Below are 23,770 nucleotides of genomic sequence, written 5' to 3'. Positions count from 1 at the left end.
CCGCGCCGCAATGACGGGAGGCGGCATACGCAAAGATACGTACTTGGGTCGTGCCGCTGGATTTGCCAACCTGTCGACAGCCCGATGAACCCCGGTCGACATACAGGCAACGGAGAACGACGATGGCGGCCTCGCACCCCAGACAGCATCAGGACCAGCAGCTGACGAGAGTCCTACGGCTCCCGGCCATCGTCCTGTTCGGCCTCACCTACATGTCCCCGGTGGCGGTCTTCACCACCTACGGGATCGTTGAAGAACAGACCGCGGGACACCTGCCCGCGGCCTACGCGCTCGCCCTGCTCGTCATGCTGCTGACAGCCCACAGCTACGGCCGCATGGTCCGTGCCTTCCCCCAGGCGGGATCGGCCTACAAATACACGCAGCGCGCATTCGGCGGGCACATCGGATTCCTCGCCGGCTGGACTCTGATGCTCGACTACCTGTTCCTGCCGATGATCTCGTTCCTGCTCGCCGGAATCTATCTGCACGCGCAGTTCCCGGCCGTCCCCCAGCAGGTGTGGAGCATCGGCCTGCTGCTGGTCGTGCTCGTGTTCAACATTCTCGGTGTCAAATTCCTCAGCCGGGTCAACGCCGTCATCATGGGCGCGACCGCGCTGCTGCTGTTCCTTTTCATCATTCTCGCGGGAACGAAGACCCAGACCTCGCCCGGGGCCATGTTCGACTCCTTCGTGCCCGCCTCCGGGCAGTGGTCGCTGCTCACCGGCGGAGCGGCGATCCTCGCCCTGAGCTTCCTCGGTTTCGACGCGGTGTCCACCCTCGCCGAGGAGTCCCACAACCCCCGCCGCAACGTGCCGCTCGGCATCATGCTCACGACCGTGATCGGCGGCCTGCTGTTCATCCTGGTCGCCTGGCTGGGCGCGATGGTCCGGCCCGCCGGCAACTTCGCCGACCCGGACTCGGCCGGCGCCGAACTGATGCGGACCGTCGGCGGAGCGGCCCTCGGCACCGCGTTCACCATGGTCTACGTGCTGAACTGCTTCGGCTCCGCGATGGTCTCCCAGGCCAGCGTCGCGCGGATCCTCTTCTCCATGGGACGCGACGGCGTACTGCCCCGCCGCCCCTTCGGCACCCTCCACGAGCGGTTCCGCACCCCCGTGGGCTCGCTCGTGGTGGTCTCGCTGGTGGCCGTGCTGTCGGCGGTGCTGAGCCTGGACGACGCCGTGGTCATGGTCAACTTCGGTGCCCTGGCCGCGTTCTCCATGGTGAACCTCAGCGTCATCAAGCACTACCTGGTCCGGCGCGGCCGGATCTCCGCCACCTCGTGGATCATCGACGGCCTGCTCCCCGCACTCGGCTTCCTGACCACCGTCTGGCTCTGGACCAGCCTGACGGGCACCACGTTCAAGGTGGGTCTCGTCTGGCTGGCCGCCGGCCTCGTCGTCCTCGCCCTCATCACCCGGGGCTTCACCCGCAAGCCGCCGGAGCTGAACCTGGACGAGTCGGACCCGGCCACCGTCCCGGACGCGCCCGGCGCCGAGCCCTCGCACGCGAAACCCCTGACCGGGGACTGATCCCACGGGCCGCTGCCGGCACACCGGCAGCGGCCAGCGGAATTTCTCCGCGCCGAAGTGCATCCGCGCCGGGCTCCCGGCCGGAAGTGCGGGCATGACCCCAGGTGGCATGCCCGTTTGGCTAGATGAAGAGCAGGATCCGGCGGACGTCGAGACGATGCGCGGAACCTCGCAGCGCGTGCTGGTACTCGCCCAGCCGCCGTCCACCGGCGAACTCGCCGTCCTTGTCGCCCAACTGCGCGGCCACCTCCAGGTGATGATCCCCGAGATCGAGGCCATCGCCGGACGCCAGCCCGAGAGCACCGACCTCGCCGCCTGTCTGGCGCTCGCCTGCGCCCGGGAGGCGCGGCGCAAGCTGACCATCCCCGACCGGCCGTCCGCCACCGGGCAACTCGCCCTGGCCCTCAGGCTCGCCCGCATCCTGGACGCCCTGTGCACCCATCACGACGCCCTCGACCCGGGCGACGCCACCCCCTGAACCAGCTGCCCGTCCCACAGACGCGGCGCCGGCGGCAAGGGCGCCGGCGCCGCTGGTCCCGGTGCGGCCCGGAACGCCTCGATCACATACGCGGCGAAGCGGCGGGAGGCGGCGAGCCGGGCCGCGCGCGGCGCGTCCTGGACACCCCGGTGGGCCATGAGCATGAGGACGAGGTCGTCGACGACGAAGCCGGGGCGCAGCTGCCCGTCCTCCTGGGCCCGGCGCACCAGAGCGCCGACCGCGCGCAGCATCCGCTCCCGGTCGGCGGCGAAGTCCATGGCCTCCGGGAAGGCCGCCATGTAGGCGTCGGCGAACCCCCTGCTGCGGGCGTGGAGTTCACAGATCCGTTCGACCAGGTCCCGGAAACCGTGCCAGGGGTCCGGGTCCGCGAGGGCGTCGCGGACAGCGGCCCGGCAGCCTCGCCGCTGCTCGGCGAAGGTCTCCACGATCAGTTCGCGCTTGGTCGGGAAGTGCCGGTAGAGCGTGGCGGGGCCGACCCCGGCGTGCCGGGCGACCTCGCGCACCGGCACGTCCAGCCCCGCCTCGCCGAACACGGTACGGGCGGCGTCCAGGATGCGGGCACGGTTGTCGCGGGCGTCGGAACGCACGACCCGAGGCAAACGGTCGGTCATCGCGTCTCACTTCGGTCGGGCGGACGGGCACGTCCCCTACGGTCCGAAGACAGCGCCGCACCGGTCACGGCCGGGCGGCCGTGACCCGACCTCCCATGTTCCAGGAGCCGTGATGAAAGCCGTCGTGATCAGGACCTTCGGACACCCCGACGGCCTGGAGACCGTCGAACTGCCGGAGCCCGAACCCGGTCCTGGCCAGGTGCGCATCGCCACGGAGGCGATCGGCGTCGGCGGCGTGGACGCCGTGATCCGCCGGGGGACCCTCTCAGCCTACGGCTTCCGCGAGGGCCACCTCCTCGGCAGCGAGGTCGCGGGCCGGGTCACCGCGGTGGGGGAGGGGGTGGCCGCCTCGTGGACGGGACGCCGGGTGTGGGCGTTCACCGGTCTGTCCGGTGGGTACGCCGAGCAGGCCGTCGCCGCCGTCGAGGACGTGCTCGCGCTGCCCGACGGCCTGACCGGCGCCGACGCGGTGGCGCTCGGCGGCTCCGGCGTGGTCGCCCACTTCGCCCTGGACCGCGCCCGCTCGGCGCCCGGCGAGACGGTGCTCGTGCGCGGTGCGGCGGGCAGCATCGGGATCACCGCGGTCCAGCTCGCGGCCCGGGGCGGCGCGGGCGCGGTGGCGGTCACCACCTCGTCGGCGGAGCGCGGCGCCCGCCTGCGGGACCTGGGCGCGACCCATGTCCTCGACCGCTCGGGCGCGGGCGGTCCCGACGCCCCGCAGGGCTTCGACGTGGTGATCGACGTCGTGGGCGGACCCGGGCTCCCGCTCTTCCTGGACCGGCTGAACCCCAACGGGCGGTTCGTCTCGGTGGGCGTGGTCGGCGGGCAGCCGCCGTCGGACTTCGGCACCCGCCTGGTCGCCGCCTTCCGCAGGTCGCTGTCGTACGCCACCTTCAGCTCCGACACCGTGCCCGGCCCCGAGCGGCAGGCCGTGCGGGCGGCGCAGTTCGCCGCCGCCGCGGCCGGGGACCTGCGCACGGTCGTGCACGACGTGCTGCCGCTCGGCCGGGCGGCGCTGGCGCACCGCGAGATGGACGCGGGGCGGGTGTTCGGCAGGATCGTGCTGGTGCCCTGAACCGGGCGCGGGTGTTGCCGGCTCCGGGTTCCCGGACCCTTGACGCTATTGGTCCAGTCCAATAGCGTCGCCCCCGCACAGAACCCCACACGACCCAACACCCCCCAACCGTCACATCGCTGACGGACCATCAAGTCCCCGGGAGGACCTGTGGTTTCCCGACGCTCCTTGCTGACCGCGGCCGGAGCCGCCACCGCCGCGGCCGTGCTCAGCCCGTTCTCGCCGGGCGCCGCCACCGCGGCGGCGGCGGGAGTCTCGCTCCCCGTGAAGCTCGCCAACAACTCCGGCCACGACACCGTCTACGCCTACATCTCCGGCTCCGACAGCAGCGGCTGGCCCGTCTTCGTCTCGGCGAACGGCACCGTGAACCGGCTGCCCAACCCGTCGTCCACCGTGACGCCCATCGCCGACTACTCCATCGCGCTGGGAGCCTCCGGTTCCGCGGCGACCACCGTCACCCTGACCGACTACGTCATAGGCGGCCGGGTCTGGTTCTCGGTCGGGCAGAAACTCCAGTTCTTCGTCAACCCGGGCACCGTGCCCGGCCTGGTGCAGCCCGCCCTGGTCAGCTCCGACCCCAACTGGGCCACCAACTGGACGTTCTGCGAGTTCACCTTCAACAGCGCCAACCTCTACGCCAACATCTCCTACGTCGACATGGTCGGCCTGCCGGTCTCGATGGCCAGCACCGGCAGCGGCGGCAACCAGTCGGTCAGCCCGCTGCCCTCGGGCGCCCTCGCCTCCATCGCCTCCGGACTCCAGGCCCAGCACGCCTCCGACGGAGCGCCCTGGGACAGACTGGTCGTCACCGACTCCTCCGGCGCGGTCCTGCGGGTGCTGTCGCCGTCGCACACGCCGGTCGACTTCGGCAGCTACTGGGACGACTACCTGAACCGGGTCTGGAGCCACTACGCCTCCACCTCGCTGACCGTCAACGGCCAGGGCAGCATCGGCTCCTACACCGGGACCGTCTCCGGCGGCGCCATCGTCTTCTCCGGCCTCAACACCAACGGCGTGCCGTTCACCAAGCCGAGCGCGGCCGACATCTTCGGCTGCGCCTCAGGCCCCCTCTACAACTCCGGCGCCGACGCCCGGGGCGCGGTCGCCGCGAGGCTCGCCGCCGCGCTCAACCGGAGCTCGCTGCTGGTCTCCGGCGGCAACAACCAGCCGGACGGCGTGACGGCCTCCCAGTACTACCAGGACGCGATCACCAACCACTACGCCCGCCTCGTCCACCAGTACGCCAGCATCGGCTACGCCTTCCCCTACGACGACGTCGGCCCCACCGGCTCGGCGCCCGTGGACGGGCACATCCAGGACGGCGCGCCCACCTCGTGGACCATCACGCTGGGCGCCGGCTCCGGCAGCGGCTCGGGCGGCTCGGGCTCGGGCACCGTCAGCGCGTACGGCACCATCCAGGCCGAGTCCTACTCGGCGCAGAGCGGGACCACCACCGAGAGCTGCTCCGACACCGGCGGCGGCAGCGACGTGGGCTACATCTCGAACGGCGACTGGCTCAAGTTCTCCTCCGTCGACTTCGGCTCGGCCTCCCCGAACCAGTTCAAGGCCCGGCTGGCGTCGGGCGCCGACTCCGGGGTCAGCGGCGCCGTCCAGGTACGCCTCGACAGCACCGGCGGTACGAAGATCGCGGAGATCGACTTCGCCAACAACGGCGGCTGGCAGAACTGGCAGACGGTGCCCGCGAACATCGTCGCCTCCGCCACCGGCGTCCACGACGTCTACCTGGTCTTCGCGGGCAGCACCTCCGACTTCACCAACATCAACTGGTTCACCTTCACCAGCTGACCGTCCGCCTCCCCGGACCCGGCCACCGCCGTCATGACGTCACCCGCCATGGCGCCGGTGGCCGTTGCCGTCGCCACCCGCGCCAGCGATGGCCGCGGCGCCCGTGTGCGCCGGACAACCGATCCGTCACCCTGGGTGACGCCTGGGGGGCGTGAATGGAACGGCCGTGCGCCGATATGCGCCGGGTGTGCGCGGGGTGCGGACCTGGTGTGATGTAGAACACGGTGAGCCTTCGTAGAACTGTTCGTCACATCCCTCGAAAGGGTTGGTCCTGGTCAGGGTGCTACCGAGAGTGACTAGCACTGGTTGTTGAAGATTGCAGCACGCGGTACGGCGGTGAGGTCCGCCGACTTTTTCCGCGGGCGGTGAGTGATCCGTCCCAGGAATCACTTAGGTAGGTCTCAGGCCCAATGGGCCGTCGGCGCGCACTAGTTGGCGCCGGTCCCAGCCGACGTCCGATGGAGAGGGAGAGCCTGCCCATGTGCCTTGCCGCCAGGAGGCCCGCGTGAGTCACGACGACGCCCCAGAGAGCGCCCCGGCCCCGGAAGGGGGCGCGGGGCTGTCGCAGTCCATGTACGTGCCGCTGGAACTGCCCCTGGACTTCGAGGCCTTCTACCTCGGACACCAGGAGCCGTTCCACGCCTACGCCGAAGTCCACTTCGGCACCAGGGAGGTGGCCGAAGAGGTCATCCACGAGGTGTTCCTCAAGATCCTCGCGGGCTGGACGGAGCTGCTCAGCTCGGGCTCGCTGGAACAGGGTGCCTGGGCGATCGTGCGGCGGGCCGTGCACGACCGTCTCGAACGCGAGGGACGGGAGGCGGCGTTCGTCATCAACGGGCCCATCGCCCAGGCGCTGTCCCCGGTGCTCGCCACGGCCCGGGACCGGCTCCGCAAGATGGAGTCGACCAGCGGACTGTACGAGGCGATCGCGGAACTCCCCAACCGCCAGTTCGAGGTGATCGTGCTCCGCTACGTCCTCGGCTACCCCACCGCCAAGGTCGCCTGGTACGTCGGCATCGACGAACGCACCGTCGGCCACCACCTGCGCCGCGGCAAGGAGCGGCTGCGCGTCAAGCTCGGCCTGCCCGACGAACGCAAGAGGCCCCAGCACAAGAGGGAGCGACCGTGACGACCACTCTCGACATCCTGCTGGACGAGGCCCGGCTGCCGGTCGCGGACCCGCGCGGCTTCGACGTGGCCGACGGGCTGCGCCGTCTCGCCGCCGACGCCCGCCGGCGCACCCCGATCACGGAGATCGCGCGCGCCGCCCAGGCCGGCCAGCGGCTGGGCGTGGTGTGCCGGTGGGTGCTCAACGAACCCGCCGTCGCCGACCACGTCGCCAAGATCGCCGAGGGTCCCGAACGCGGTCCGCTGGCGGAGGAACACCTGGACGTCGACGGCGCCCTCGCCTTCGCCTGCCTGCTCTACCTCACCCGCCATCCCGAGTCCGCGCAGTTCTGGTGGCAGCTCGCGGCCGGCGCCGGCAGCCGGGCCGCCGCCTACTGCCTGCACCTGCACCACCTGGCCGTCGGCGAGTCCAAGCGGGCGCGGCACTGGTTCCACCAGCTCACCCACTCCATGGCCGACACCACACCGCCCGACGCCGCCTTCCTCGAAGGCCTCGAACTCTTCGCCCGCTACGTCCGCATCAACGGCTCCACCGCGCTGGCCCCCACCGACCGCCTGGAGAACGAGGTCGACCGGCTCGCCGCACGCGCTCCCCACCGCTCCGTCATCGTCGCCCGCCCCGACCGTCAACTGGTCGACCGGCTCCAGGAGTTCGCCGCTCGCCGCTGACCGCGCGGGAGCACGAAGCACACGAGAAAGAGGGTGGGGAGTCCCGCTCCGGCCACCGGTTCCGAGGCCACCGGCCGGGCGTACTCCCCACCACGACGCCGTACGAAAGGGACGTCTCCCATGCACCCTAGCCCCCGACCACCCCTGCCGGGCGGGAACCCGCAGACCGCCTCGCTCCGCACCCGCCGGAGCACCGGACCCACCGTCATCGCACTGGTCGTCGTCCTGCCCTGCCCGCACCCCTGCTGCGGTCCCCACCCGCGGCCCGCCCCGCCCCAACCCGCTCCGGCCCTCCGGGCTCCGGCCCTTCCCGCGCCGGTGACGATCGACGCGGAGCCGCTCGCCCGAGCGGCCCGGCCACGCGGCATCGAGGCGCTGCGCCCGCCCCGCACCTGACCCGTCGGCAGGCGAAGGTGCGCCTACCGCACCCGCCCCAGCACCGCCGGCACCGTCCGTACGTCCTCGTCGGACAGACGTCCGGTCCCCCTGGGCCGCAGAGCCAGCGGTGCCCGCACCTTGACCGCGAGCTTCTCGTCGGAGCGCCGCAGCTCGCTGGAGGCGTTGCTGACGGACACGCTGCCGCGGCGCTTGGGCGGGTCGCCCTGCTGTGGCGCGGACGCGGAGACGGTCGGCTTCAGCTCGTCCTTGACGGACGCCTTGGCCGGGCCGGTGCTGCTGCTCCTCGCGCGGCCACTGTTCTGCGACGCGGGGGAGGCCGGCCGTGAGCAGTTATATACAGGCCAGAACGTGACGTCGGCCCGCAAACCGGGAAACGGCCCTGCCGGTTCCCGGGCCCCGCGTCAACAGGCCCACCACCGCCGCGAACCCGCCCTCCCCGTCCGGCCGTTCCCGCTCCCCGGCGTAACCCGGACCGAGGAGGCGGCCGTCGGCCTGGAACGGTGCGCGCGGCCGTCCGGGCCGCCCCTCTCGTGGGAGGGCGGCCCGGACGGGTGGAGGGAGGTCGGTGTCAGCCGGCGCTGTCGCGGCAGGGGTCGCAGCAGGCGGGGGCGGCCGTGACGCAGACCGTGACGGAGTCGGAGTTGTCGGTGGGGTCGGGGTCCTTCTCGTTGGCCGTGGCGGTCGCGGTGTTGGTGACCTTGCCGGTGGCGGTGGCCTTCGCCCGCAGGACGAGGGTGGCGTCGGCGCCGTCGGGGACGCCGCCCGCGGTCCAGACACCGGTGTCGGGGTCGTAGTGGCCCTGGCTCGGCTCGGCGGACAGGAACACCAGGCCCTTCGGGAGGGGGTCGGCGACCCGCACGCCGGTGGCGTCGTTCGGGCCGGTGTTGCGGACGGTGATCCGGAAGGTGACCGTCTGCCCGACGGTGACGGTGGTCGCGTCCGCCGCCTTGGTCACGCCGAGGTCGGCGGCCGGCCTGACCTCCGTGACGGTCTGGCCGGAGGTGGCCGTTAAGGCCTCGGGGGTCGCGCCGAGCCGGTTCTCGTAGGCCGCGCTCGCGGTGTTGGTGATCTGCTTGCCGCCGCTGGCGGTGTCGATGGTGACCCGGTACTCGACGGTCGTCCCCGCGGGCAGGGACAGGGTGTTGGCCAGGCTGCCGCCCTGCGTGCCGGTGGCGCCGGTGCCCAGGTTGAAGACGACCTTGCCCGCCTGGGCGTCGTAGGAGGCCTGGTCGGTGTCGCGGGCGTCGCTCTTGGCCCCGGCGTTCGGCCCGTCGAGGATGCGCAGGGAGCCGGGCAGATAGGTGGTGCCCGCCGGGATGTCGTCGGTCAGGACCAGCCGCTCGGCGGCGCCACCGCCCTCGTTCTTCGCGGTGATCCGGTACGTGATGACGTCGCCGACCTCCAGCGGGCCGGCCGGGATCGCGGCCTTGTCCAGGACCAGATAGGGCGCGGTGCCGAAGAAGACACCGTCGAGGAAGTTGCCGATGCTCTGGTTGCCGCCGGCCGCCGAGACCGAACGGAACGCGAACCGGGTCAGCGTCTGGCCCGCCGGGACGGTGTACGTGCCGGTGTAGTAGCCCCAGGCGGTGTTGCCGTCGGTCATCCGGCGCTGCTCCACCGTGGCACCGGGCGTGCCGATGTCCAGCGCCATCGTGTCGTCGCCCTCGCGGCCGCGGTGGTACAGCCGCCAGAACAGCTTGCTGCCCGGGGTGGTCGGCAGGTCCTGGTACAGCGTTGAGACCTGGTTGGCGTTGAGCTCGGCGAACTGGTCGCCGTCGGCCGCGGGCACGTTCTGGAACCCCGAGTGCCACAGCTCGATGCGGTGGTCGGTGGCGGTGGTCAGCCAGCCGGGCACGCGTTTGGCCGCCTGGGTCTGCGACGAGTCCGGCAGGATCTCCACGCCGGAGACGACGGGTTGTTCGAAACTGCCGTTGGCCAGGGAGACCCTGAGCGGCGGTGCGGGAGGTGTGGTCACGGTTCTTCCCCTTGCGTCGGTGCTGCCGGACTGCGCCCCGCGACGGCCGTGGTGCGCCGTGGCGGGGTCGTGACAGGGGGTAGCGCACCGCATGCGAGCGGTTGCGTGAAGTGACCGGCGGGCGGGTTCGGGCCATGTGGTCCGGGAGGGTTTGTGCGCGGTCGGGCCCGGACGCTCCCCGGCGCGCGGCCGCCCGCCCCGCCGTGCGTCCGCCGCTCCCGTCCCGCGTACCCCGCCCGCCCCTCCCGCCCGGCCCGAGGCTGACCGGATGAATATGCCGGACGGGTAGCCTTCACACCCGTGAAGGGTGAACGTACCCGCACGCGGGTTGACGGCTTCGGCGGGCGGGCTCAGCGGAGGGTGTAACCCCCGTCCGGGTACAGGGTCGAGCCGGTGGTGTAGCCGTTGGTGAAGAGGAACAGCACGGCGTGCGCGATCTCGTCCTCCGTGCCGAGCCGGTGCAGCAGGGTGTCCTCGCGGTACTGGGCGAACGCCGCTTCGCGGTCCGCGGCCGGACGCTGCGCCCACAGGTTCCCGTCGACGGTGCCGGGCGAGACGACGTTGACACGGACCGGCGCGAGCTCGACCGCCAGGCCCCGGCCCAGCCCTTCGAGGGCGGCGTTGCACGCGGCGTAGGCGGGCGCCGGACCGGGCGGCCGGGCGCCGGCGGCGCCGGACATCAGCACGACGGAACCGTCCCGCGACAGCTTGGGCGCCGCATGCCGCACCGCGTGGTACTGGCCCCAGAACTTGGACACGAAGGGGCTTTCGGCGTCGGCCGGGCTCAGCTCGGTCAGCGGGCCGACGCGGTAGGTGCCGGCGGAGGTGAACAGGTGGTCGACGCGGTCGATTCCGTCGAAGAAGGCGGCGAGCGAGGCGTCGTCGGTCACGTCGACGGTCCGCCGGCGGACGGATCCGGTGCCCAACCGGTCCGCGGCGGCGGCCAGTCGGTCCGCCCCACGTCCGCCGAGGACCACCTGTGCGCCGGCGGCGACGGCCCGGTGGGCCACGCGCAGTCCGATTCCCGAACCTCCGCCGATCAGGACGACCGTGCGCCCGTCGAGGGGAGCGCCGTCGGCCACGGCGCGCGGGTGGTCGTACGGTCGGGTCATGGGCTGCCTCCTGGGCGGGTGGGAAAAGGGACGGTGGATGCTGGGCCGTGCGACTGGTTCAGAACTCCCGCAGCGTGTCGCGGAGATGGCGGGTGGTGCGCTCGGCGCGCACCAGGCCCCGGCGGCGCAGCTCCGGGACCAGCCCGTCGGTGATCTCGACGACGTACTTGCGGCTCACCCGCAGACCGGGCGCGTGGATCAGGAAGCCGTCGCCTCCCACGGCCTCGGCGATCTCCTCCAGCCGGTCGGCGACCGTCGCGGGGGAGCCGACGAGGTCCCCCTTGCGCCGGCCGACGTCGCCGGTGATCAGCTCGCGCAGCGTCCTGCCCCGGCCGCCCTCCACCATGGCCCGCAGGGTGCCGCGTTCGCCGTTGGTGACCAGGTCGTCCGGGAGCGGCTCGTCGAGGTCGAACCGGGAGAAGTCGATGTCCGTGACGTCGGAGACGGCCACCAGGCTGCGCTCGATGAACAGCGGGTCGTTCACCCGGGCCTCGACCCGCTGCCAGGCGTGCTCGTCGGTGTCGCCCAGGGTCGGGGAGACGAGGAAGAGCACCTTCACCGCGTCCGGGTCGCGGCCCTGCTCGGCGGCGCGGCGGCGGATGTCGTCCCGGTAGGCGCGCATGTCCTCGACCGTCGAGGCGGGCGCCACCACCGTGTCGGCGTACTTCGCGCCGAGCGCCCGCCCCTTCGGCGAGCCGCCGGCCTGCGCCAGGACGGGGAAGTGCTGCGGGGACGGCACGGTGTTGAGCGGCCCCCGGGCCCGGTAGAAGCGGCCCTCGAAGTCGATGTCGTGGACCTTGGTGTGGTCGACGTAGGTGCGGGTGGCGCGGTCGCGTACCACCGCGCCGGGTTCCCACGACCCCCACAACCTGCGTACCAGGTCGACGTACTCGTCGGCCTTCTCGTATCGCAGGTCGTGCTCGGGGATGGTGTCGTGACCGAAGTTCTGCGCGGCCCGGTCCTCGGCCGAGGTCACGATGTTCCAGCCGACCCTGCCCCGGGTGATGTGGTCGAGCGTCGACACCAGCCGGGCCAGCAGGTACGGCGGGTAGAACGTCGAGGACAGCGTGACGATGAAGCCGAGATGCTCGGTGGCCTGCGCGAGGAGCGGCACCAGGGGCGCCGGGTCGAGCTTGGGGGAGTGCTGGGCGTGCCGGAGTTCGGCCTCGAAGCTCCCGCCGTAGGTGTCGGAGACCATCAGCTTGTCTTCCAGCAGGACGTAGTCGAAGCCGGCCCGGTCCAGTTGGCGGGCGATGTCGACGTACACCTCGCCGGACCAGTCCCGGCCGCCGTCGGACCACTGTTCGTCCCAGCCGTCGACGGTGTAGTTGAGGAACCAGCCGAGGTGGAAACGGCGGTCGGTCATCGGGGGTTTCCTTTCGTGCGGGGTCCGGGGGCGTGGCCGCCGGACCGTCTTTCCAGGGCCGCGACCAGCCGGATCACCGGCAGTGCGACCAGCGCGTAGAAGATGCCGGCGACCGCGAGGACCTCCACGTACCGGAAGGTGGTGGAGCCGACGGCGTAGGCACGGCTGGTGAGTTCGGGCACCGAGACGGCGAACGCCAGGGACGTCGCCTGGAACATCTGGACACAGAGCCCGAGCAGCGGGGGCAGCGCCACGCGCAGCGCCTGGGGCAGGATCACGTACCGCAGCGCGTCGGTGCGCGACAGCGCCAGGGCGCCGGCGGCCTCGCTCTGCCCGCGCGGGACGGACTGGAGGGCGGCGCGCAGGATCTCGCTGGAGTAGGCGGCGACGCTGAAACCGATCGCCAGCCACACGGCGGGCACGGCGTCCAGCCGGACGCCCGCGCCGGGCAGCCCGTAGTAGACGAACTGGAGCGCCACCACGACGGGGGTGCCCCGGCCGGCCTCCACCACCGCGACGGCGGGCCAGGCGACGGCCCGGCGGCGGGAGGAGGAGAGCAGGGCGAGCAGCAGGCCCGCGGGCAGGCCCCAGGCCAGGCTGACCCCGGTGAGACGCAGGGTGACGCCGAGCCCGTCGAGGAGGTCCGGCAGCCAGTCGGCGACACCGTCGTTCATCGCGCCACCTTCTTCCTGAGCCGGTGGTCGAGGTACCGGGAGAGCAGTGCGACGGGCACGCTGATCGCGATGTAGAGGGCGACCGCCACTCCGTAGGCGGGCAGGCCCTGGCCGGTGGAGCGGGCCTGTTCGACCGTGTGGAAGGCGATGTCCGTCACCCCGATCACACTGGGGACGGAGGAGTCCTTGAGGAGGGTGAGGGCGAACGTGGTGACGGAGGGGAGCGCGATCCGGGCCGCCTGCGGGGCGACGACGGTGACGAACGCGGCGGCCCGGGGCAGGGCCAGCGCCCGTGCCGCCTCCCACTGCCCGGCGTCCACGGCGTCCACGGCGGCCACGGCGCCGCGGTAGGTCTCCGCGAGATAGGCGGCGGACACCCCGCCCAGCGTGAGCACCGCGGCCTGGAGGGCCTCCAGGCGCAGCTCGCCGACGGACAGCCCGAAGTACAGCAGGAACAGCCAGACCAGGACGGGAACCCCGCGCACCAGGTCGACCAGCGCGCGGACGGGGATCCGGGCGAGCGGGTGCCGGGCGCCCAGCCCCGCCGCCAGCGGTACGGCCAGCAGCGCGCCCAGCGTGAAGGAGGCGGCCGTCACCCCCAGGGTGAGCGGCACGCCCCGCAGGATCGCGGTGAGCAGGTCCACGGTCAGCGCCCCCTGACCGAGGCCAGGAAGCGGCGGGCACGGGGATGCGCGGGGGATCCGAAGACCTGCTCCGGTGTGCCGGATTCGACGACGCTGCCGTCGGCCATCATGACGACCTGCTCGGACACCTCCTCGGCGAACCTCATCTCATGGGTGACCACGATCATCGTGCGGCCCTCCGCGGCCAGCGAGCGCATCACCGCCAGCACGTCGAGGGCGAGTTCGGGGTCGAGGGCCGAGGTGGGCTCGTCGAACAGCAGCACCTTCGGGTCCAGCGCGAGCGCGCGGGCGATGGCCACCCGCTGCTGCTGCCCGCCGGACAGGGCGTGCGGGTGCGCGTCGGCCTTGTCCAGCAGGCCCACGCGGTCCAGGAGTTCGCGCGAGCGGCGGACCGCTTCGGGACGCGGGCGTCCCAGGGCCCGGCACTGGGCCAGGGTGACGTTGCGCTCGGCCGTCAGGTGGGGGAAGAGGTTGAAGGACTGGAAGACCATGCCGGCGGTGCGGTGCAGGGCCGTGCTCCGGACCCGGTCGAGACGTTCGGCGGCCGGGTAGGCGACCCCGTCGACGGTGACCGTGCCCGCGTCCGGTGTCTCCAGCCTGTTCACGCACCGCAGCAGGGTGCTCTTGCCGGAGCCGCTCGGGCCGACCACGGCGGTCACGGTGCCCGCCCTGACGTCGAGATCTACGTCCGCGAACACGCGGTGCCCGTGGAAGGACTTGGCGAGCCCGCGCACCGCGACCGCGGCCCCGTCACTGGTGGACGACGTCATGTCAGCCGTCCTCCCCGGCCGCGTCCAGCGCGGTGTGCAGCAGCACGTTCGCGCCGTTCGCCGCCCACGACGGGAGGATGTCCTCGCTCTCGTGGTGGCTGACACCGCCCACGCACGGGATGAAGATCATCGCGGTGGGGGCGACCCGGGACAGGTGCACGGAGTCGTGCCCGGCCCCGGACACCACGTCCCGGCGGCTCAGCCCGAGCCGGTCGGCGGTCGCGCGTACGGCGGTCACCGACCCGGTGTCGAACACCGTCGGCGGCTGGGACAGCACCGGCTCGATCGTCACCTCGGTGCCCAGCCGGCCGGCGACCTCGCCGGCCAGCGTCCCGAGGGCCTGCTCGGCGAGGTCGAGCACCGTCTCCTCGGGGTGCCGGACGTCGAGCGCGAGGCGCACCGAACCGGGTATGGAGTTGCGGGAGTTGGGCGACACCACGATCTCGCCGGTGGTCGCCCGCAGCTCCGGCGAGATCGTGCGGGCGAGGTCGCTGACCCCCTGCACGACGGCGCCGGCCGCCACCAGCGCGTCCCGGCGGAGGGACATCGGCGTGGTCCCGCTGTGCCCGCCGGCGCCGCGCACCGACACGTCGTACCAGCGGATGCCGTACACCCCCGTGACGACGCCGATGTCGACGCCCTCCGCCTCCAGGACCGGACCCTGTTCGATGTGCACCTCAAGGGCCCGGTGCAGGCGGCGCGGGACGCCGTCGGGTGTCCCGGCGTAGCCGATGCGGACCAGCTCACCGCCCAGCGTGGCGCCCGAGTTGTCGGTGCGGGCCAGCGCGGCGGCCAGGTCGTGGGCGCCGGTGTACACGGCGGAGCCCAGCATGCTCGGGCTGAACCGGGAGCCCTCCTCGTTGGTCCAGTCGGCGAGGACGAGCGGACGCCGGGTGGCCACCCCCGCGTCGTCCAGCGTGCGCAGCACCTCCAGACCCGCCAGCACCCCGTAGGTGCCGTCGTAACGCCCGCCGAGCGGCTGGGAGTCCAGGTGCGAGCCCATCAGCACAGCGGGCGCGTCCGGCTCCGTGCCGGGCCGGGTGACGAACACGTTCCCGACCGGGTCGACGGCGACCGCCCACCCCCGCTCGCGCGCCGCGCGCACCAGGTGGTCGCGGGCCGCCCGGTCGTGGTCGCCGAGCGCCAGCCGGTCCAGCCCGCCGCCCGCGGTGGCACCGAACGCGGACACCTCGTGAAGTGAATTCCACAGGCGTGCCGAATCGACGGCGAGCGCCGGAACACATGTCATCTCTGTCACAATCCGAATCCCTTTCGGGAGGTGTCTGTCGTGCGGTGCAGGTAGGACACTACGTCCCGTTCCGCGGATGATTCCATGAGCATTTGTTGAAAGATTGTTTCTTGGGCGATTGTCTATTTACCGTCGTCAGGTTCCTGGGGCAGGCTGATGGCACAGTCGGCGCAAAGGTCCGGCAGTCGAGCACACGGAGAGCACCCGCCATGAAATCCCGTACGCCATTCAGAGCCCTCGCCGCGCTGGCCGGAACGCTGCTCGTGGGGTCGCTGACCGCGTGCGGCGGCACCTCGTCGGCGGACGCCGATGCCGGTTCGAAGGCCCCCTTCAGTACCGTCAGTACAGGTCAACTGACCGTTGGTGTACCGACGTTCCCGCCCTTCTCCAGCATCGAGAACGGCCGGATCGTCGGACCCGACGGCGACGTCGTCTACAAGATCGCCAAGAAGTACGGGCTGAAGGTCGTGGCCCGCCCCTATGAATTCTCCGCCCTCATTCCCGCGGTCCGGCAGAAGCGAATAGACATCGCGATCGGCTCCATATTCCGCACCAAGGAACGCGCCAAGGTGGTCGATTTCACAGACCCCGTGTACATCGAGCCCGGCTCGGTCATCTCGAAGTCCGGAATCTCCACGGTCGACGGGCTGAAGGGCAAGAAGGTCGGCACGGTCCAGGGTTACAACTGGGTCGAGGACATCGACAAGGCACTCGGCGGCGAACTCAAGCAGTATCCGTCGTCGGTGGAACTCAAGCAGGACATCCAGGCCGGCCGCCTCGACGCGGGCCTCGACAGCTACGGCACCGCGCTGACCCTGTACGGCGACACCGAGTTCACCGTCAAGGCCCTGGAGAAGGACGACCGGCTGGCCGCCGCCACCACCCCCGGACAGGTCGCGTTCGTCCTCGCCAAGAACAACGACAAGCTCAAGGACGGCCTCGACACGGTGATCGCCGCGCTGCACAAGGACGGCAGCATCGCCACAGCCCTCAAGAAGGCGGGCCTGGACCCGAGCAAGGCCGAGACCGGGAAGCCCTCGTACCTGTGAGCGGCATCCCCACGACGACCGGCCGGGCGGACGCGGAGGGGGCGTCCACCCGGCCGCCGCTCGCCGAACCGCCGAGGATCGCGGTGCTCGTCCCGGCCACCGACACCGCCGTCGAACGGGAACTGCCCGGCCTGCTCGCGGGACGGGCGAGCCTGCACGTGGCCCGGATGCGGCTGCCCTCGGTGACCCTGGACGACCTGCTCGCCCTGGAGGAGGACGCGGTACGGCAGGCCGAGGCGCTCGCCCCGATCCGCCCCGCGCTCACCCTCTTCGCCTGCACCAGCGGCACCTTCGTCCGGGGCCGCGCCCACGAGGCGGAGCTGATCGGCCGGCTGGAGGCGGCCGGCGGGGCCCCGGTGGTCACCGCCGCCCGGGCCATGGTGGCGGCCCTGCGGGCCGAGGGCGGCCGGGTACGGCTGCGGGCGTCGTACACCACGGACCTCGTGGCGGCGGAGCGCCGCTACCTGGAGTCCCACGGGCTGACGGTCACCGACGCGCTCGGCCTCGGCATCACCGAGGACGAGGAGACCGCCCGGGTCGGCACCGAGGAACTGATCGGCTTCGCCCGCGACGCCCCGGCCGGCGACGACGCCACGGTGGTCATGCTGAGCTGCACCAACCTGCGTACCGCGGACGCGCGTGCCGAACTCCGCCGCCGGGTCGGACTGCCCGTGGTGAGCAGCAACCTCGCCCTGGGCGCGGCCGCGCTGCGAGCCCTGGAGCACCTGGAGCACCGGGCGCCCCTGGACTCCCTGGAGGTGTGACCGGGGCCGGCCGCGCCTCACAGCTCGCCCCGCAACGAGGCCAGGGTGAGCCCGAGGTGCAGCCGGAGCCGGGCCACGCCGTCCTGGAGGGACAGCCCCGTCAGCTCGGTCGCCTGCTCCAGCCGGTAGTACAGCGTGCCCCGGTGGACGTTCAGCTGTTCGGCGGTCTGCTTGTGGTTGCCGCCCAGGTCCAGGAACGTCTTCACGGTCCGGGCCAGGGCCCGGCCCCGGCGGTCGGCCAGCAGCAGCCGGACCCCGGCCGGCACACCGAGGTCCTCGCCGCCCAGCGACTGCCGCAGCTCGCCGAGGAGTTCGTAGGCGGGCACGTCGGCCGCGTACCGGACGGCGGGGCCGTCCGGCGACCGCTCCGAGGCGGTCAGGACGTCGCGCAGCGCGTCGACCGCGGAGCCCTGCGGCCGCGGCCGGTCCGGGCCGAAGCGTGGCGACACCGCGAACCGGGGCGCCAGATAAGGGGGCAGGACGTCCGCCCGCAGCCCGGCGGACGCCCGGGCCAGCACCCCGTCCAGCCGGGACCGGCCCAGTTCCTCGGCCGGTCCCGCCAGGGTCAGCACCACATCACCGTCGTCGCGGGTCACCACCGTGACCCGGAGCGCGGGCGCGGTCCCGCGCAGCGAGTCCGCCAGGGCGCCGCCCAGTCCGCTCTGCCGGCCGCCCGCCGGATCGATGATCCCGGTCGGCACCGCGCGCGCCACCAGCAGGCGGTGCGCGGCGGCCGGTTCCGGCGCCGGCGGCGAACCGGCCGGGCCGGGGGCACCGGAGCGCCGGGCGTAGTCGGCGGCCGGACCGGCGAGCAGGGCGCCGGCGGTCCGGCCGAAGGAGCGCAGCCGGTCCCCGGTGAGCGTCGCGTCCGGGTCGATCACCCAGACGTGCCCGACCAGGGTGCTGTCCCGGTCGCGGACGGGGACGTACACACGCCCCAGTTCCAGACCGTCGAAGGGGTCGATGCGCTTCGCGTGCAGCGCGTCGTTGATGCGCTCCTCCCGCAGCAGCCGCGCGCGGACACTGGGCGCGGCCGGGCGGCCGAGCAGCAGCCGCATCCGGCTGCTGTCGATGAGCCCGTGGTGCGGGGTCGAGGCGATCGGGATCATCCGGGCATCGTCGAGTGCCACGGGTCGCCGGATGAGCCCGGCTATGGAGTCCAGGGTGTGCGTGAGATCAGCCATGTGCCTGAGGGATCGAGGTCCGAGGGAGTGCGTGGAACGCGCTCGGAGCGCTCCACCGTGCGTCGCCTGAGGCGATCAACACATGGAGGAGGAGACACGCAGCAGGTCGACGTAGCGCCGACCGTAGAACCTCTTGGACATGCGGGGCATATTACAGACGCGCCCGCGGAGCGAACCGCGCGTCCCAGTATCTGGGCCGCCGTGAGAAAAAAAGCGGACGGCCGCTGCTGGGGAGAGCGCCGACCGGGGTAGGAACTCCCCATGAATCACGAGCCCTTGGTGCGACGCCTGGTCATCGACCTGTGCCGACGCCCGGCTCCGTGTTGTCGCTGACCCGTGAGTCCGCGCCGCTGACACACCCGTGACACGCCGCCGTCCCCGCGACGGCGCCCGCTCCCGCCGCACCTGTGGGCTGTCGACCCCTCCGCCGACCCCAGCCGCCGTTTCCCGGCGCCGTTCTGGAGGCCACCCCGTGTCCACCACACCTCCCGTGCCCGACACCGCCCCCCGCACCACGGCATCCCGCCCGCCCGCGCAAGGGCGGGCCCGTCCCCTCGTCCCGGGACGGGCGCGCCGTACCGCGCTCCCCGTCGCCTCGCTCCTGCTCTTCCTGCTCCTGTGGCAGCTGGCGGCGGCGAGCGGCACCTGGAGCCAGACGCTGGTCCCGCCGCCCGCCAAGGTGTGGGACGCGTTCCTCGACGTCTCGACCACGCACGACGGCACCCGCGGCTACAACGGCACCACCCTCCTGGAGCACCTGGGGATCAGCCTGCGCCGCATCGCGCTCGGCGCCGGCGCCGGCATCGCCGCCGGGGTGGTCTTCGGACTGCTCATGGGCACGGTCGGCTGGGCGCGCTCGCTGTTCGAGCCGTGGATCACCTTCCTGCGGACGCTGCCGCCGCTCGCGTACTTCTCGCTGCTCGTCATCTGGCTGGGCATCGACGAGACGCCCAAGGTCACCCTGCTCGCGGTGGCCGCCTTCCCGCCGGTGGCGGTGTCCACCACGACCGCCGTGGCGGCCGTACCACAAAGCCTGGTCGAGGCCGCCCGCGCCCTCGGCGGATCACGGTGGGACGTGGTCAGGGACGTCATCGCGCCGTCCGCGCTGGCCGAGACCCTCACCGGAGTCCGGCTCGCCGTCGGCGTCGCCTACTCCTCCCTGGTCGCCGCCGAACTGGTCAACGGACTCCCCGGCATCGGCGGCATGGTCAAGGACGCCGCCAACTACAACAACACGCCCGTGGTGCTCGTCGGCATCATCACCATCGGCGTCTCGGGTCTGGTCATCGACGGTCTGCTGCTCCGCCTGGAGCGCGCGGCCGTCCCCTGGCGCGGCCGCGGGTGACCCGTCCGCGCGCCGCCGTCCGAGCGTGACCCCACCCCACCCGCGCGTGCACGTACCCGCAACCGCATCCGCCCGCAGAGAAACGGATCCGACATGCCCCGTGTCCCGCAAGGCCCGTCCCGCCGCCTGCTCCTCGCCGGTGCCCTCGCCACCGTCTCCGCCGCCGTCACCGGCTGCGCCACCGACAGCGAGGCCTCGTCCTCCGGCGGAGGCGGCAGACTCCGGATCGGGTACTTCGCCTTCCCCAGCGGCGACCTGATCGTGAAGCACGGGAAGCTGCTGGAGAAGGCGCTGCCGGACCACCGGATCTCCTGGGTCAAGTTCGACTCCGGTGCCAGTGTGAACCAGGCCTTCATCGGCGGCTCCCTCGACATCGCCGCCCTCGGATCGAGCCCGTTCGCCCGTGGGGTGTCCGGGAGTTCACCGATCCCGTACAAGGTCGCCTGGATCCTGGACGTGGCCGGCGAGAACGAGGCGCTCGTCGCGCGCAAGAGCCTCGGCATCTCGGGGGTCGCCGGCCTCAAGGGGCGGAAGATCGCCACCCCGTTCGCCTCCACCTCGCACTACAGCCTGCTCGCCGCGCTGGACCTCGCCGGCCTCGCGCCCTCCGACGTCCGGCTCATCGACCTCCAGCCGCAGCCGATCCTCGCGGCCTGGCAGCGCGGTGACATCGACGCCGCATACGTCTGGCTGCCCACCCTCGACGAACTCCGCAAGACCGGAACCCAGTTGACCAGCAGCAAGGAGATCGGCGACGCCGGCAAGCCGACCCTCGACCTGGCCGTCGTGTCGGACGAGCTGATCGCCCGCGACCCCGGGGCCATCGACGCCTGGCGGAAGGCCGAGGCCGAGGCGCTGCGGCTGCTCAGATCGGACCGGGACGGCTCGGTGCGGGCGGTGGCCGCCGAACTGGACATCAGCGAGACGGACGCGCGGGCGCAGCTCGCCCAGGGCGTGTTCCTCACCCCGGAGCAGGTGGCCTCCGCCGACTGGCTCGGCACCGCCTCCGCACCGGGCAGGCTGCTGACCTACGTCACCGACACGGCCGGCTTCCTGGCCGGGCAGAAGCAGATCGACGCCGCGCCCTCGAAGGCCGTCGTGCGCAAGGCCTTCTACCTGGAGGGGCTCTCCGATGTCCTCAAGTGAGATCACCCGGGCCACCGGCAGGCCACCGTCCTCGCGCGCGGAGGCCGTCCGGATCGAGCGGGTCACCCATGCCTACGACGGCGTCACCGCCGTCGGGCCGGTGGACCTGACCGTCCCGGCCGGTGAGTTCCTGGTCCTGGTGGGCGCCTCCGGCTGCGGCAAGAGCACACTGCTGCGGCTGATCGCGGGATTCGAGCCGCCCACCCGCGGGTCGGTCCTGGTCTCCGGCAGCGAGCCGAGACCGGGTGACACGGCCGGCGTGGTGTTCCAGACGCCGAGGCTGTTCCCCTGGCGCACCGTACGGGGCAACATCGACCTGGCGCTGCGGTACGCGGGCGTCGACCGGGCCCGCCGGCCGGCGCGCCGCGCGGAGCTGCTGGCCCGGGTGGGTCTGGAGGGCACCGAGGCCCGGCGCACCTGGGAGATCTCCGGCGGCCAGCAGCAGCGGGTGGCCATCGCCCGGGCGCTGGCCGCCGAGAACCCGCTGTTCCTGCTCGACGAGCCGTTCGCCGCCCTGGACGCGCTGACCAGGGAACGGCTCCAGGAGGACGTCCGCCGGGTGGCCGCGCAGACCGGGCGGACCACGGTGTTCGTGACGCACTCGGCCGACGAGGCGGTGTTCCTCGCCTCCCGTGTCGTGGTGCTGACCAAGGGACCCGGCACGGTGGCACTGGACCTGCCGGTCCCGCTGCCCCGTGACGGCGTCGACGCCGAGGAACTGCGCGGATCGAGGGAGTTCAACGAACTGCGGGTGCGGGTCGCGCACGCGGTGAAGAGCGCCGCGGCCGCCTGACAGCCGCCCCCAGCCACAGGAAGGACTCGCACATGAGCATCGTCAGCGGCCGGCCCGCCCCGACGGGGCTGCCGGTCACCGGACTCGGCCCGCGCTTCGGCGCGGAGATCCACGGCATCGACCTCGCGCACCTCGACGACGGCCAGGTGCGCGCGCTCCGGGAAGCGCTCGTCGCCCACAAGGTGCTCTTCGTCAGGGGCCAGCACGGCCTCGACGACGCAGCGCAGATCGACTTCGGCCGGCGTCTGGGCGAGGTCACCGCAGGCCACCCGGTGCACGACTCCGGCGACGTGGCCCCCGAGGTCTACGCACTGGACAGCCAGGACAACGGGTTCTCCGACGTCTGGCACACGGACGTGACGTTCGTACGGCGCCCGCCGGCGATCTCGGTCCTGCGGGCCGTCGTACTGCCGCCCACCGGCGGCGACACGAACTGGGCCGACAGCCAGCTCGCCTACGAGTCACTGTCCCCGGGCCTGCGGGCGTACGTCGACACGCTCACCGCCGTCCACGACGGCAGCCGTGAGTTCGGGTACTACCTGGCCCAGAAGCGGCAGGGGCGGGGCAACGTCTGGGAGGGGGAGGTGTTCACCGAACTGACCCCGGTGGAGCACCCGGTGGTGCGGGTGCACCCCGAGAGCGGCCGCCGGGGCCTGTTCGTGAACCCCGGTTTCACCTCGCACATCGCCGGTGTCTCGGAGTACGAGAGCCGAGGCGTCCTGGACATCCTGTACGCCCACCTCACCAAGCCCGAACACGTCGTACGCCATCGCTGGCGGCCGGGGGACGTCGCCCTGTGGGACAACCGCGCCACGGCCCACTACGCCAACCGCGACTACGGCGACCAGCACCGGGTCATGCACCGCATCACCCTGCGCGGCGACGTCCCGATGGGCCCCGCCCTCACTTCCTGAGCCGGCCGACCTTCGTGTGGTCGACGTCCGCGAGGCCGCTCGCACCGTAGTCGGCGAGGTTCGAGCGGACTGCGAGGACCTGGGGGCGCCGGTAGACCGGGACGGAGTGGCCCAGCGCCCAGATCTTCGCGTCGGCCTCGTTGTAGAGCTTGTCGGCCTCGGCGGTGTCCGTCGTCTCCGTGGCCTTCTTCAGCAGTGCGTCGACCTCCGGGGAGCCGACCGACCCGTAGTTCTGGAAGAGGTTCTCGCCGGCCGGCTCACGGTGGACCGGGTACGCCTCGGAGCGGAACACCTGGTCGACCTGCGCGGAGGCGGAGCCCGCGCTGAGCGTGTGGCCGAGGGTGAGCCGCCGGCCGTCCCTGACCCGCTGCCCGCTGCACGTCCGCCTGGACGAGAGGGAGCGGGACCGGTGCGCCCGCGAGACACCGGCACTCGCCGGAGACGGGGCCGCCTGCCACTTCCCCCGGGTCCGGGAGGTCGTCTAGGACCGCGGTGAGGGTATGGACCGGGTGAAGAATCCGGGCGGCGCCTCGTGGACCGGGTGGGTGCCGCCTGACGGGTAGAGCTGCTCCAGCAGGTTCTCCAGCTGTTCGGCCTCGGCGCGGGCCCGGGCAGGGACGTCCCCCCGTTCCATGACGAGGCGGGTGTAGATGGGCTCTGCGACGACGACTGGTTCCGCGTTCATGTCGGGAACCCTACGGGGCGGCACTGACAGAGCGAGCCGCACACCCCTCCAGCCGCTCACCGATCGTGCAGGAATCGGATAGCCGCGTGCAGAATCTGGCGAGGACCGCCACAGCCGCTTGCTGATAAAGTCGGAAATCGAAAGAGAGACCGATTGCCGGTCTCCAGGACGGGAAGGCGGTTGTGCAATGCGATTCACGCATGGCGCCGAGCCCTGTTGTCCCGTCCCGCTCTGTATCTGTCGCCTCTGATCCGCCCCCGCGTGCCCCCGGTATTCCCGCCGGCCGGGCATGAACGGCGAGCGAAGAACAACGCGGCATCGAACTCCTCCCGGTCCACGGCCGGGCGTCCCTCGGGCCGGGTACGGCGAGTATTCCCCTCG

At 72.3% G+C, this 23,770-nt stretch carries 26 protein-coding genes; 13 read left to right on the top strand and 13 right to left on the bottom strand.

Annotation, left to right across the window (positions count from 1 at the left end):
• Window positions 1-122 precede the first annotated feature (122 nt).
• Window positions 123-1,532, top strand: coding sequence for an APC family permease (locus ACZ619_RS06095; protein ID WP_469594734.1), 1,410 nt, complete (start codon window positions 123-125; stop codon window positions 1,530-1,532).
• A gap of 109 nt (window positions 1,533-1,641) precedes the next feature.
• Window positions 1,642-2,010, top strand: coding sequence for a DUF6415 family natural product biosynthesis protein (locus tag ACZ619_RS06090; protein ID WP_469594732.1), 369 nt, complete (start codon window positions 1,642-1,644; stop codon window positions 2,008-2,010).
• On the opposite strand, the gene ACZ619_RS06085 is transcribed toward ACZ619_RS06090, so the two are convergent.
• The gene (locus tag ACZ619_RS06085; protein ID WP_469594729.1) at window positions 1,974-2,642 is read right to left on the bottom strand and encodes a TetR/AcrR family transcriptional regulator; all 669 of its coding nucleotides are present in this window, start codon (window positions 2,640-2,642) and stop codon (window positions 1,974-1,976) included. The genes ACZ619_RS06090 and ACZ619_RS06085 overlap by 37 nt on opposite strands.
• 112 nt (window positions 2,643-2,754) lie before the next feature.
• Between ACZ619_RS06085 and ACZ619_RS06080 the strand changes: the two genes are divergently transcribed.
• From ACZ619_RS06080 to ACZ619_RS06060, 5 genes are all read left to right on the top strand, one after another.
• Window positions 2,755-3,717 carry a zinc-binding dehydrogenase gene (locus ACZ619_RS06080; RefSeq protein ID WP_469594726.1) on the top strand — a complete coding sequence of 321 codons (963 nt, stop codon included), beginning with the start codon at window positions 2,755-2,757 and terminating at the stop codon, window positions 3,715-3,717.
• Between the two features lie 150 nt (window positions 3,718-3,867).
• Window positions 3,868-5,523, top strand: a complete 1,656-nt coding sequence (locus tag ACZ619_RS06075; RefSeq protein WP_469594724.1) for a beta-1,3-glucanase family protein — start codon at window positions 3,868-3,870, stop codon at window positions 5,521-5,523.
• A gap of 505 nt (window positions 5,524-6,028) precedes the next feature.
• The gene (locus ACZ619_RS06070; protein ID WP_469594722.1) at window positions 6,029-6,652 is read left to right on the top strand and encodes an RNA polymerase sigma factor; all 624 of its coding nucleotides are present in this window, start codon (window positions 6,029-6,031) and stop codon (window positions 6,650-6,652) included.
• Window positions 6,649-7,320, top strand: coding sequence for a hypothetical protein (locus ACZ619_RS06065; protein WP_469594720.1), 672 nt, complete (start codon window positions 6,649-6,651; stop codon window positions 7,318-7,320). Before ACZ619_RS06070 ends, ACZ619_RS06065 begins: the two co-directional genes overlap by 4 nt.
• A 120-nt stretch (window positions 7,321-7,440) precedes the next feature.
• The gene (locus tag ACZ619_RS06060; protein WP_469594718.1) at window positions 7,441-7,716 is read left to right on the top strand and encodes a hypothetical protein; all 276 of its coding nucleotides are present in this window, start codon (window positions 7,441-7,443) and stop codon (window positions 7,714-7,716) included.
• A gap of 23 nt (window positions 7,717-7,739) precedes the next feature.
• On the opposite strand, the gene ACZ619_RS06055 is transcribed toward ACZ619_RS06060, so the two are convergent.
• The 8 genes from ACZ619_RS06055 to ACZ619_RS06020 form a co-directional block, all read right to left on the bottom strand.
• Window positions 7,740-8,084 carry a hypothetical protein gene (locus tag ACZ619_RS06055; RefSeq protein WP_469594715.1) on the bottom strand — a complete coding sequence of 115 codons (345 nt, stop codon included), beginning with the start codon at window positions 8,082-8,084 and terminating at the stop codon, window positions 7,740-7,742.
• A gap of 203 nt (window positions 8,085-8,287) precedes the next feature.
• Window positions 8,288-9,694 carry an isopeptide-forming domain-containing fimbrial protein gene (locus ACZ619_RS06050; RefSeq protein WP_469594714.1) on the bottom strand — a complete coding sequence of 469 codons (1,407 nt, stop codon included), beginning with the start codon at window positions 9,692-9,694 and terminating at the stop codon, window positions 8,288-8,290.
• 350 nt (window positions 9,695-10,044) lie between these two features.
• Window positions 10,045-10,806, bottom strand: a complete 762-nt coding sequence (locus tag ACZ619_RS06045) for an SDR family oxidoreductase (RefSeq protein WP_469594712.1) — start codon at window positions 10,804-10,806, stop codon at window positions 10,045-10,047.
• A gap of 58 nt (window positions 10,807-10,864) precedes the next feature.
• Window positions 10,865-12,172: an NtaA/DmoA family FMN-dependent monooxygenase gene (locus ACZ619_RS06040; protein WP_469594710.1), complete on the bottom strand. Its 1,308-nt coding sequence runs from the start codon at window positions 12,170-12,172 to the stop codon at window positions 10,865-10,867.
• Window positions 12,169-12,846, bottom strand: a complete 678-nt coding sequence (locus ACZ619_RS06035) for an amino acid ABC transporter permease (RefSeq protein ID WP_469594708.1) — start codon at window positions 12,844-12,846, stop codon at window positions 12,169-12,171. The genes ACZ619_RS06040 and ACZ619_RS06035 overlap by 4 nt, the downstream gene beginning before the upstream one ends.
• A complete protein-coding gene (locus tag ACZ619_RS06030; protein WP_469594707.1) occupies window positions 12,843-13,490 on the bottom strand; it encodes an amino acid ABC transporter permease in 648 nt (215 codons plus the stop codon). The genes ACZ619_RS06035 and ACZ619_RS06030 overlap by 4 nt, the downstream gene beginning before the upstream one ends.
• A gap of 2 nt (window positions 13,491-13,492) precedes the next feature.
• A complete protein-coding gene (locus ACZ619_RS06025) occupies window positions 13,493-14,260 on the bottom strand; it encodes an amino acid ABC transporter ATP-binding protein (RefSeq protein WP_469594705.1) in 768 nt (255 codons plus the stop codon).
• Window position 14,261: 1 nt separating this feature from the next.
• The gene (locus ACZ619_RS06020) at window positions 14,262-15,509 is read right to left on the bottom strand and encodes a M20 family metallo-hydrolase (protein ID WP_469594702.1); all 1,248 of its coding nucleotides are present in this window, start codon (window positions 15,507-15,509) and stop codon (window positions 14,262-14,264) included.
• A 209-nt stretch (window positions 15,510-15,718) separates the two neighbouring features.
• Between ACZ619_RS06020 and ACZ619_RS06015 the strand changes: the two genes are divergently transcribed.
• Both ACZ619_RS06015 and ACZ619_RS06010 read left to right on the top strand, forming a co-directional pair.
• Window positions 15,719-16,558 (top strand): ABC transporter substrate-binding protein, encoded by an 840-nt coding sequence (locus ACZ619_RS06015; RefSeq protein ID WP_469594699.1) that lies wholly within the window; start codon window positions 15,719-15,721, stop codon window positions 16,556-16,558.
• Window positions 16,555-17,322 (top strand): maleate cis-trans isomerase family protein, encoded by a 768-nt coding sequence (locus tag ACZ619_RS06010; protein ID WP_469594696.1) that lies wholly within the window; start codon window positions 16,555-16,557, stop codon window positions 17,320-17,322. Before ACZ619_RS06015 ends, ACZ619_RS06010 begins: the two co-directional genes overlap by 4 nt.
• 17 nt (window positions 17,323-17,339) lie before the next feature.
• Here the strand turns inward: ACZ619_RS06010 and ACZ619_RS06005 are convergent, their stop codons facing one another.
• Complete coding sequence (locus ACZ619_RS06005) at window positions 17,340-18,506, bottom strand: PucR family transcriptional regulator (protein ID WP_469594694.1); 1,167 nt, start codon at window positions 18,504-18,506, stop codon at window positions 17,340-17,342.
• A 75-nt stretch (window positions 18,507-18,581) separates the two neighbouring features.
• Window positions 18,582-18,647: a putative leader peptide gene (locus ACZ619_RS06000; RefSeq protein ID WP_469595262.1), complete on the bottom strand. Its 66-nt coding sequence runs from the start codon at window positions 18,645-18,647 to the stop codon at window positions 18,582-18,584.
• Window positions 18,648-19,107: 460 nt separating this feature from the next.
• On the opposite strand from ACZ619_RS06000, the gene ACZ619_RS05995 reads away from it, so the two are divergent.
• From ACZ619_RS05995 to ACZ619_RS05980, 4 genes are all read left to right on the top strand, one after another.
• Window positions 19,108-19,851, top strand: coding sequence for an ABC transporter permease (locus ACZ619_RS05995; RefSeq protein WP_469595260.1), 744 nt, complete (start codon window positions 19,108-19,110; stop codon window positions 19,849-19,851).
• Window positions 19,852-19,944: 93 nt separating this feature from the next.
• Window positions 19,945-20,997, top strand: a complete 1,053-nt coding sequence (locus tag ACZ619_RS05990; RefSeq protein WP_469594691.1) for a taurine ABC transporter substrate-binding protein — start codon at window positions 19,945-19,947, stop codon at window positions 20,995-20,997.
• Window positions 20,984-21,790 (top strand): ABC transporter ATP-binding protein, encoded by an 807-nt coding sequence (locus ACZ619_RS05985; RefSeq protein WP_469594688.1) that lies wholly within the window; start codon window positions 20,984-20,986, stop codon window positions 21,788-21,790. The genes ACZ619_RS05990 and ACZ619_RS05985 overlap by 14 nt, the downstream gene beginning before the upstream one ends.
• A gap of 32 nt (window positions 21,791-21,822) precedes the next feature.
• On the top strand, window positions 21,823-22,704 hold the full coding sequence (locus tag ACZ619_RS05980) for a TauD/TfdA dioxygenase family protein (protein ID WP_469594685.1): 882 nt from the start codon (window positions 21,823-21,825) through the stop codon (window positions 22,702-22,704).
• On the opposite strand, the gene ACZ619_RS05975 is transcribed toward ACZ619_RS05980, so the two are convergent.
• Entirely contained in the window at window positions 22,694-22,996 is a 303-nt protein-coding gene (locus ACZ619_RS05975) for a hypothetical protein (RefSeq protein WP_469594683.1), read from the bottom strand. The two genes, ACZ619_RS05980 and ACZ619_RS05975, sit on opposite strands and share 11 nt — an antisense overlap.
• Window positions 22,997-23,185: 189 nt before the next feature.
• Entirely contained in the window at window positions 23,186-23,389 is a 204-nt protein-coding gene (locus ACZ619_RS05970; protein ID WP_469594680.1) for a hypothetical protein, read from the bottom strand.
• Between the last annotated feature and the right edge of the window lie 381 nt (window positions 23,390-23,770).

Source organism: Streptomyces sp. NPDC104367, from assembly GCF_055583825.1.
This window is presented reverse-complemented; position numbering and strand designations above follow the sequence as displayed.

What these genes read in the sequence shown, in the direction of transcription:
- ACZ619_RS06090 (WP_469594732.1), top strand. Translation starts at nt 1,642, where the DNA reads ATGCCCGTTTGGCTAGATGAAGAGCAGGATCCGGCGGACGTCGAGACG.
- ACZ619_RS06045 (WP_469594712.1), bottom strand. Translation starts at nt 10,806, where the DNA reads ATGACCCGACCGTACGACCACCCGCGCGCCGTGGCCGACGGCGCTCCC.
- ACZ619_RS06035 (WP_469594708.1), bottom strand. Translation starts at nt 12,846, where the DNA reads ATGAACGACGGTGTCGCCGACTGGCTGCCGGACCTCCTCGACGGGCTC.
- ACZ619_RS06095 (WP_469594734.1), top strand. Translation starts at nt 123, where the DNA reads ATGGCGGCCTCGCACCCCAGACAGCATCAGGACCAGCAGCTGACGAGA.
- ACZ619_RS06015 (WP_469594699.1), top strand. Translation starts at nt 15,719, where the DNA reads ATGAAATCCCGTACGCCATTCAGAGCCCTCGCCGCGCTGGCCGGAACG.
- ACZ619_RS06060 (WP_469594718.1), top strand. Translation starts at nt 7,441, where the DNA reads ATGCACCCTAGCCCCCGACCACCCCTGCCGGGCGGGAACCCGCAGACC.
- ACZ619_RS06025 (WP_469594705.1), bottom strand. Translation starts at nt 14,260, where the DNA reads ATGACGTCGTCCACCAGTGACGGGGCCGCGGTCGCGGTGCGCGGGCTC.
- ACZ619_RS05990 (WP_469594691.1), top strand. Translation starts at nt 19,945, where the DNA reads ATGCCCCGTGTCCCGCAAGGCCCGTCCCGCCGCCTGCTCCTCGCCGGT.
- ACZ619_RS06080 (WP_469594726.1), top strand. Translation starts at nt 2,755, where the DNA reads ATGAAAGCCGTCGTGATCAGGACCTTCGGACACCCCGACGGCCTGGAG.
- ACZ619_RS05985 (WP_469594688.1), top strand. Translation starts at nt 20,984, where the DNA reads ATGTCCTCAAGTGAGATCACCCGGGCCACCGGCAGGCCACCGTCCTCG.
- ACZ619_RS06020 (WP_469594702.1), bottom strand. Translation starts at nt 15,509, where the DNA reads ATGACATGTGTTCCGGCGCTCGCCGTCGATTCGGCACGCCTGTGGAAT.
- ACZ619_RS05970 (WP_469594680.1), bottom strand. Translation starts at nt 23,389, where the DNA reads ATGAACGCGGAACCAGTCGTCGTCGCAGAGCCCATCTACACCCGCCTC.
- ACZ619_RS05980 (WP_469594685.1), top strand. Translation starts at nt 21,823, where the DNA reads ATGAGCATCGTCAGCGGCCGGCCCGCCCCGACGGGGCTGCCGGTCACC.
- ACZ619_RS06005 (WP_469594694.1), bottom strand. Translation starts at nt 18,506, where the DNA reads ATGGCTGATCTCACGCACACCCTGGACTCCATAGCCGGGCTCATCCGG.
- ACZ619_RS06085 (WP_469594729.1), bottom strand. Translation starts at nt 2,642, where the DNA reads ATGACCGACCGTTTGCCTCGGGTCGTGCGTTCCGACGCCCGCGACAAC.
- ACZ619_RS06040 (WP_469594710.1), bottom strand. Translation starts at nt 12,172, where the DNA reads ATGACCGACCGCCGTTTCCACCTCGGCTGGTTCCTCAACTACACCGTC.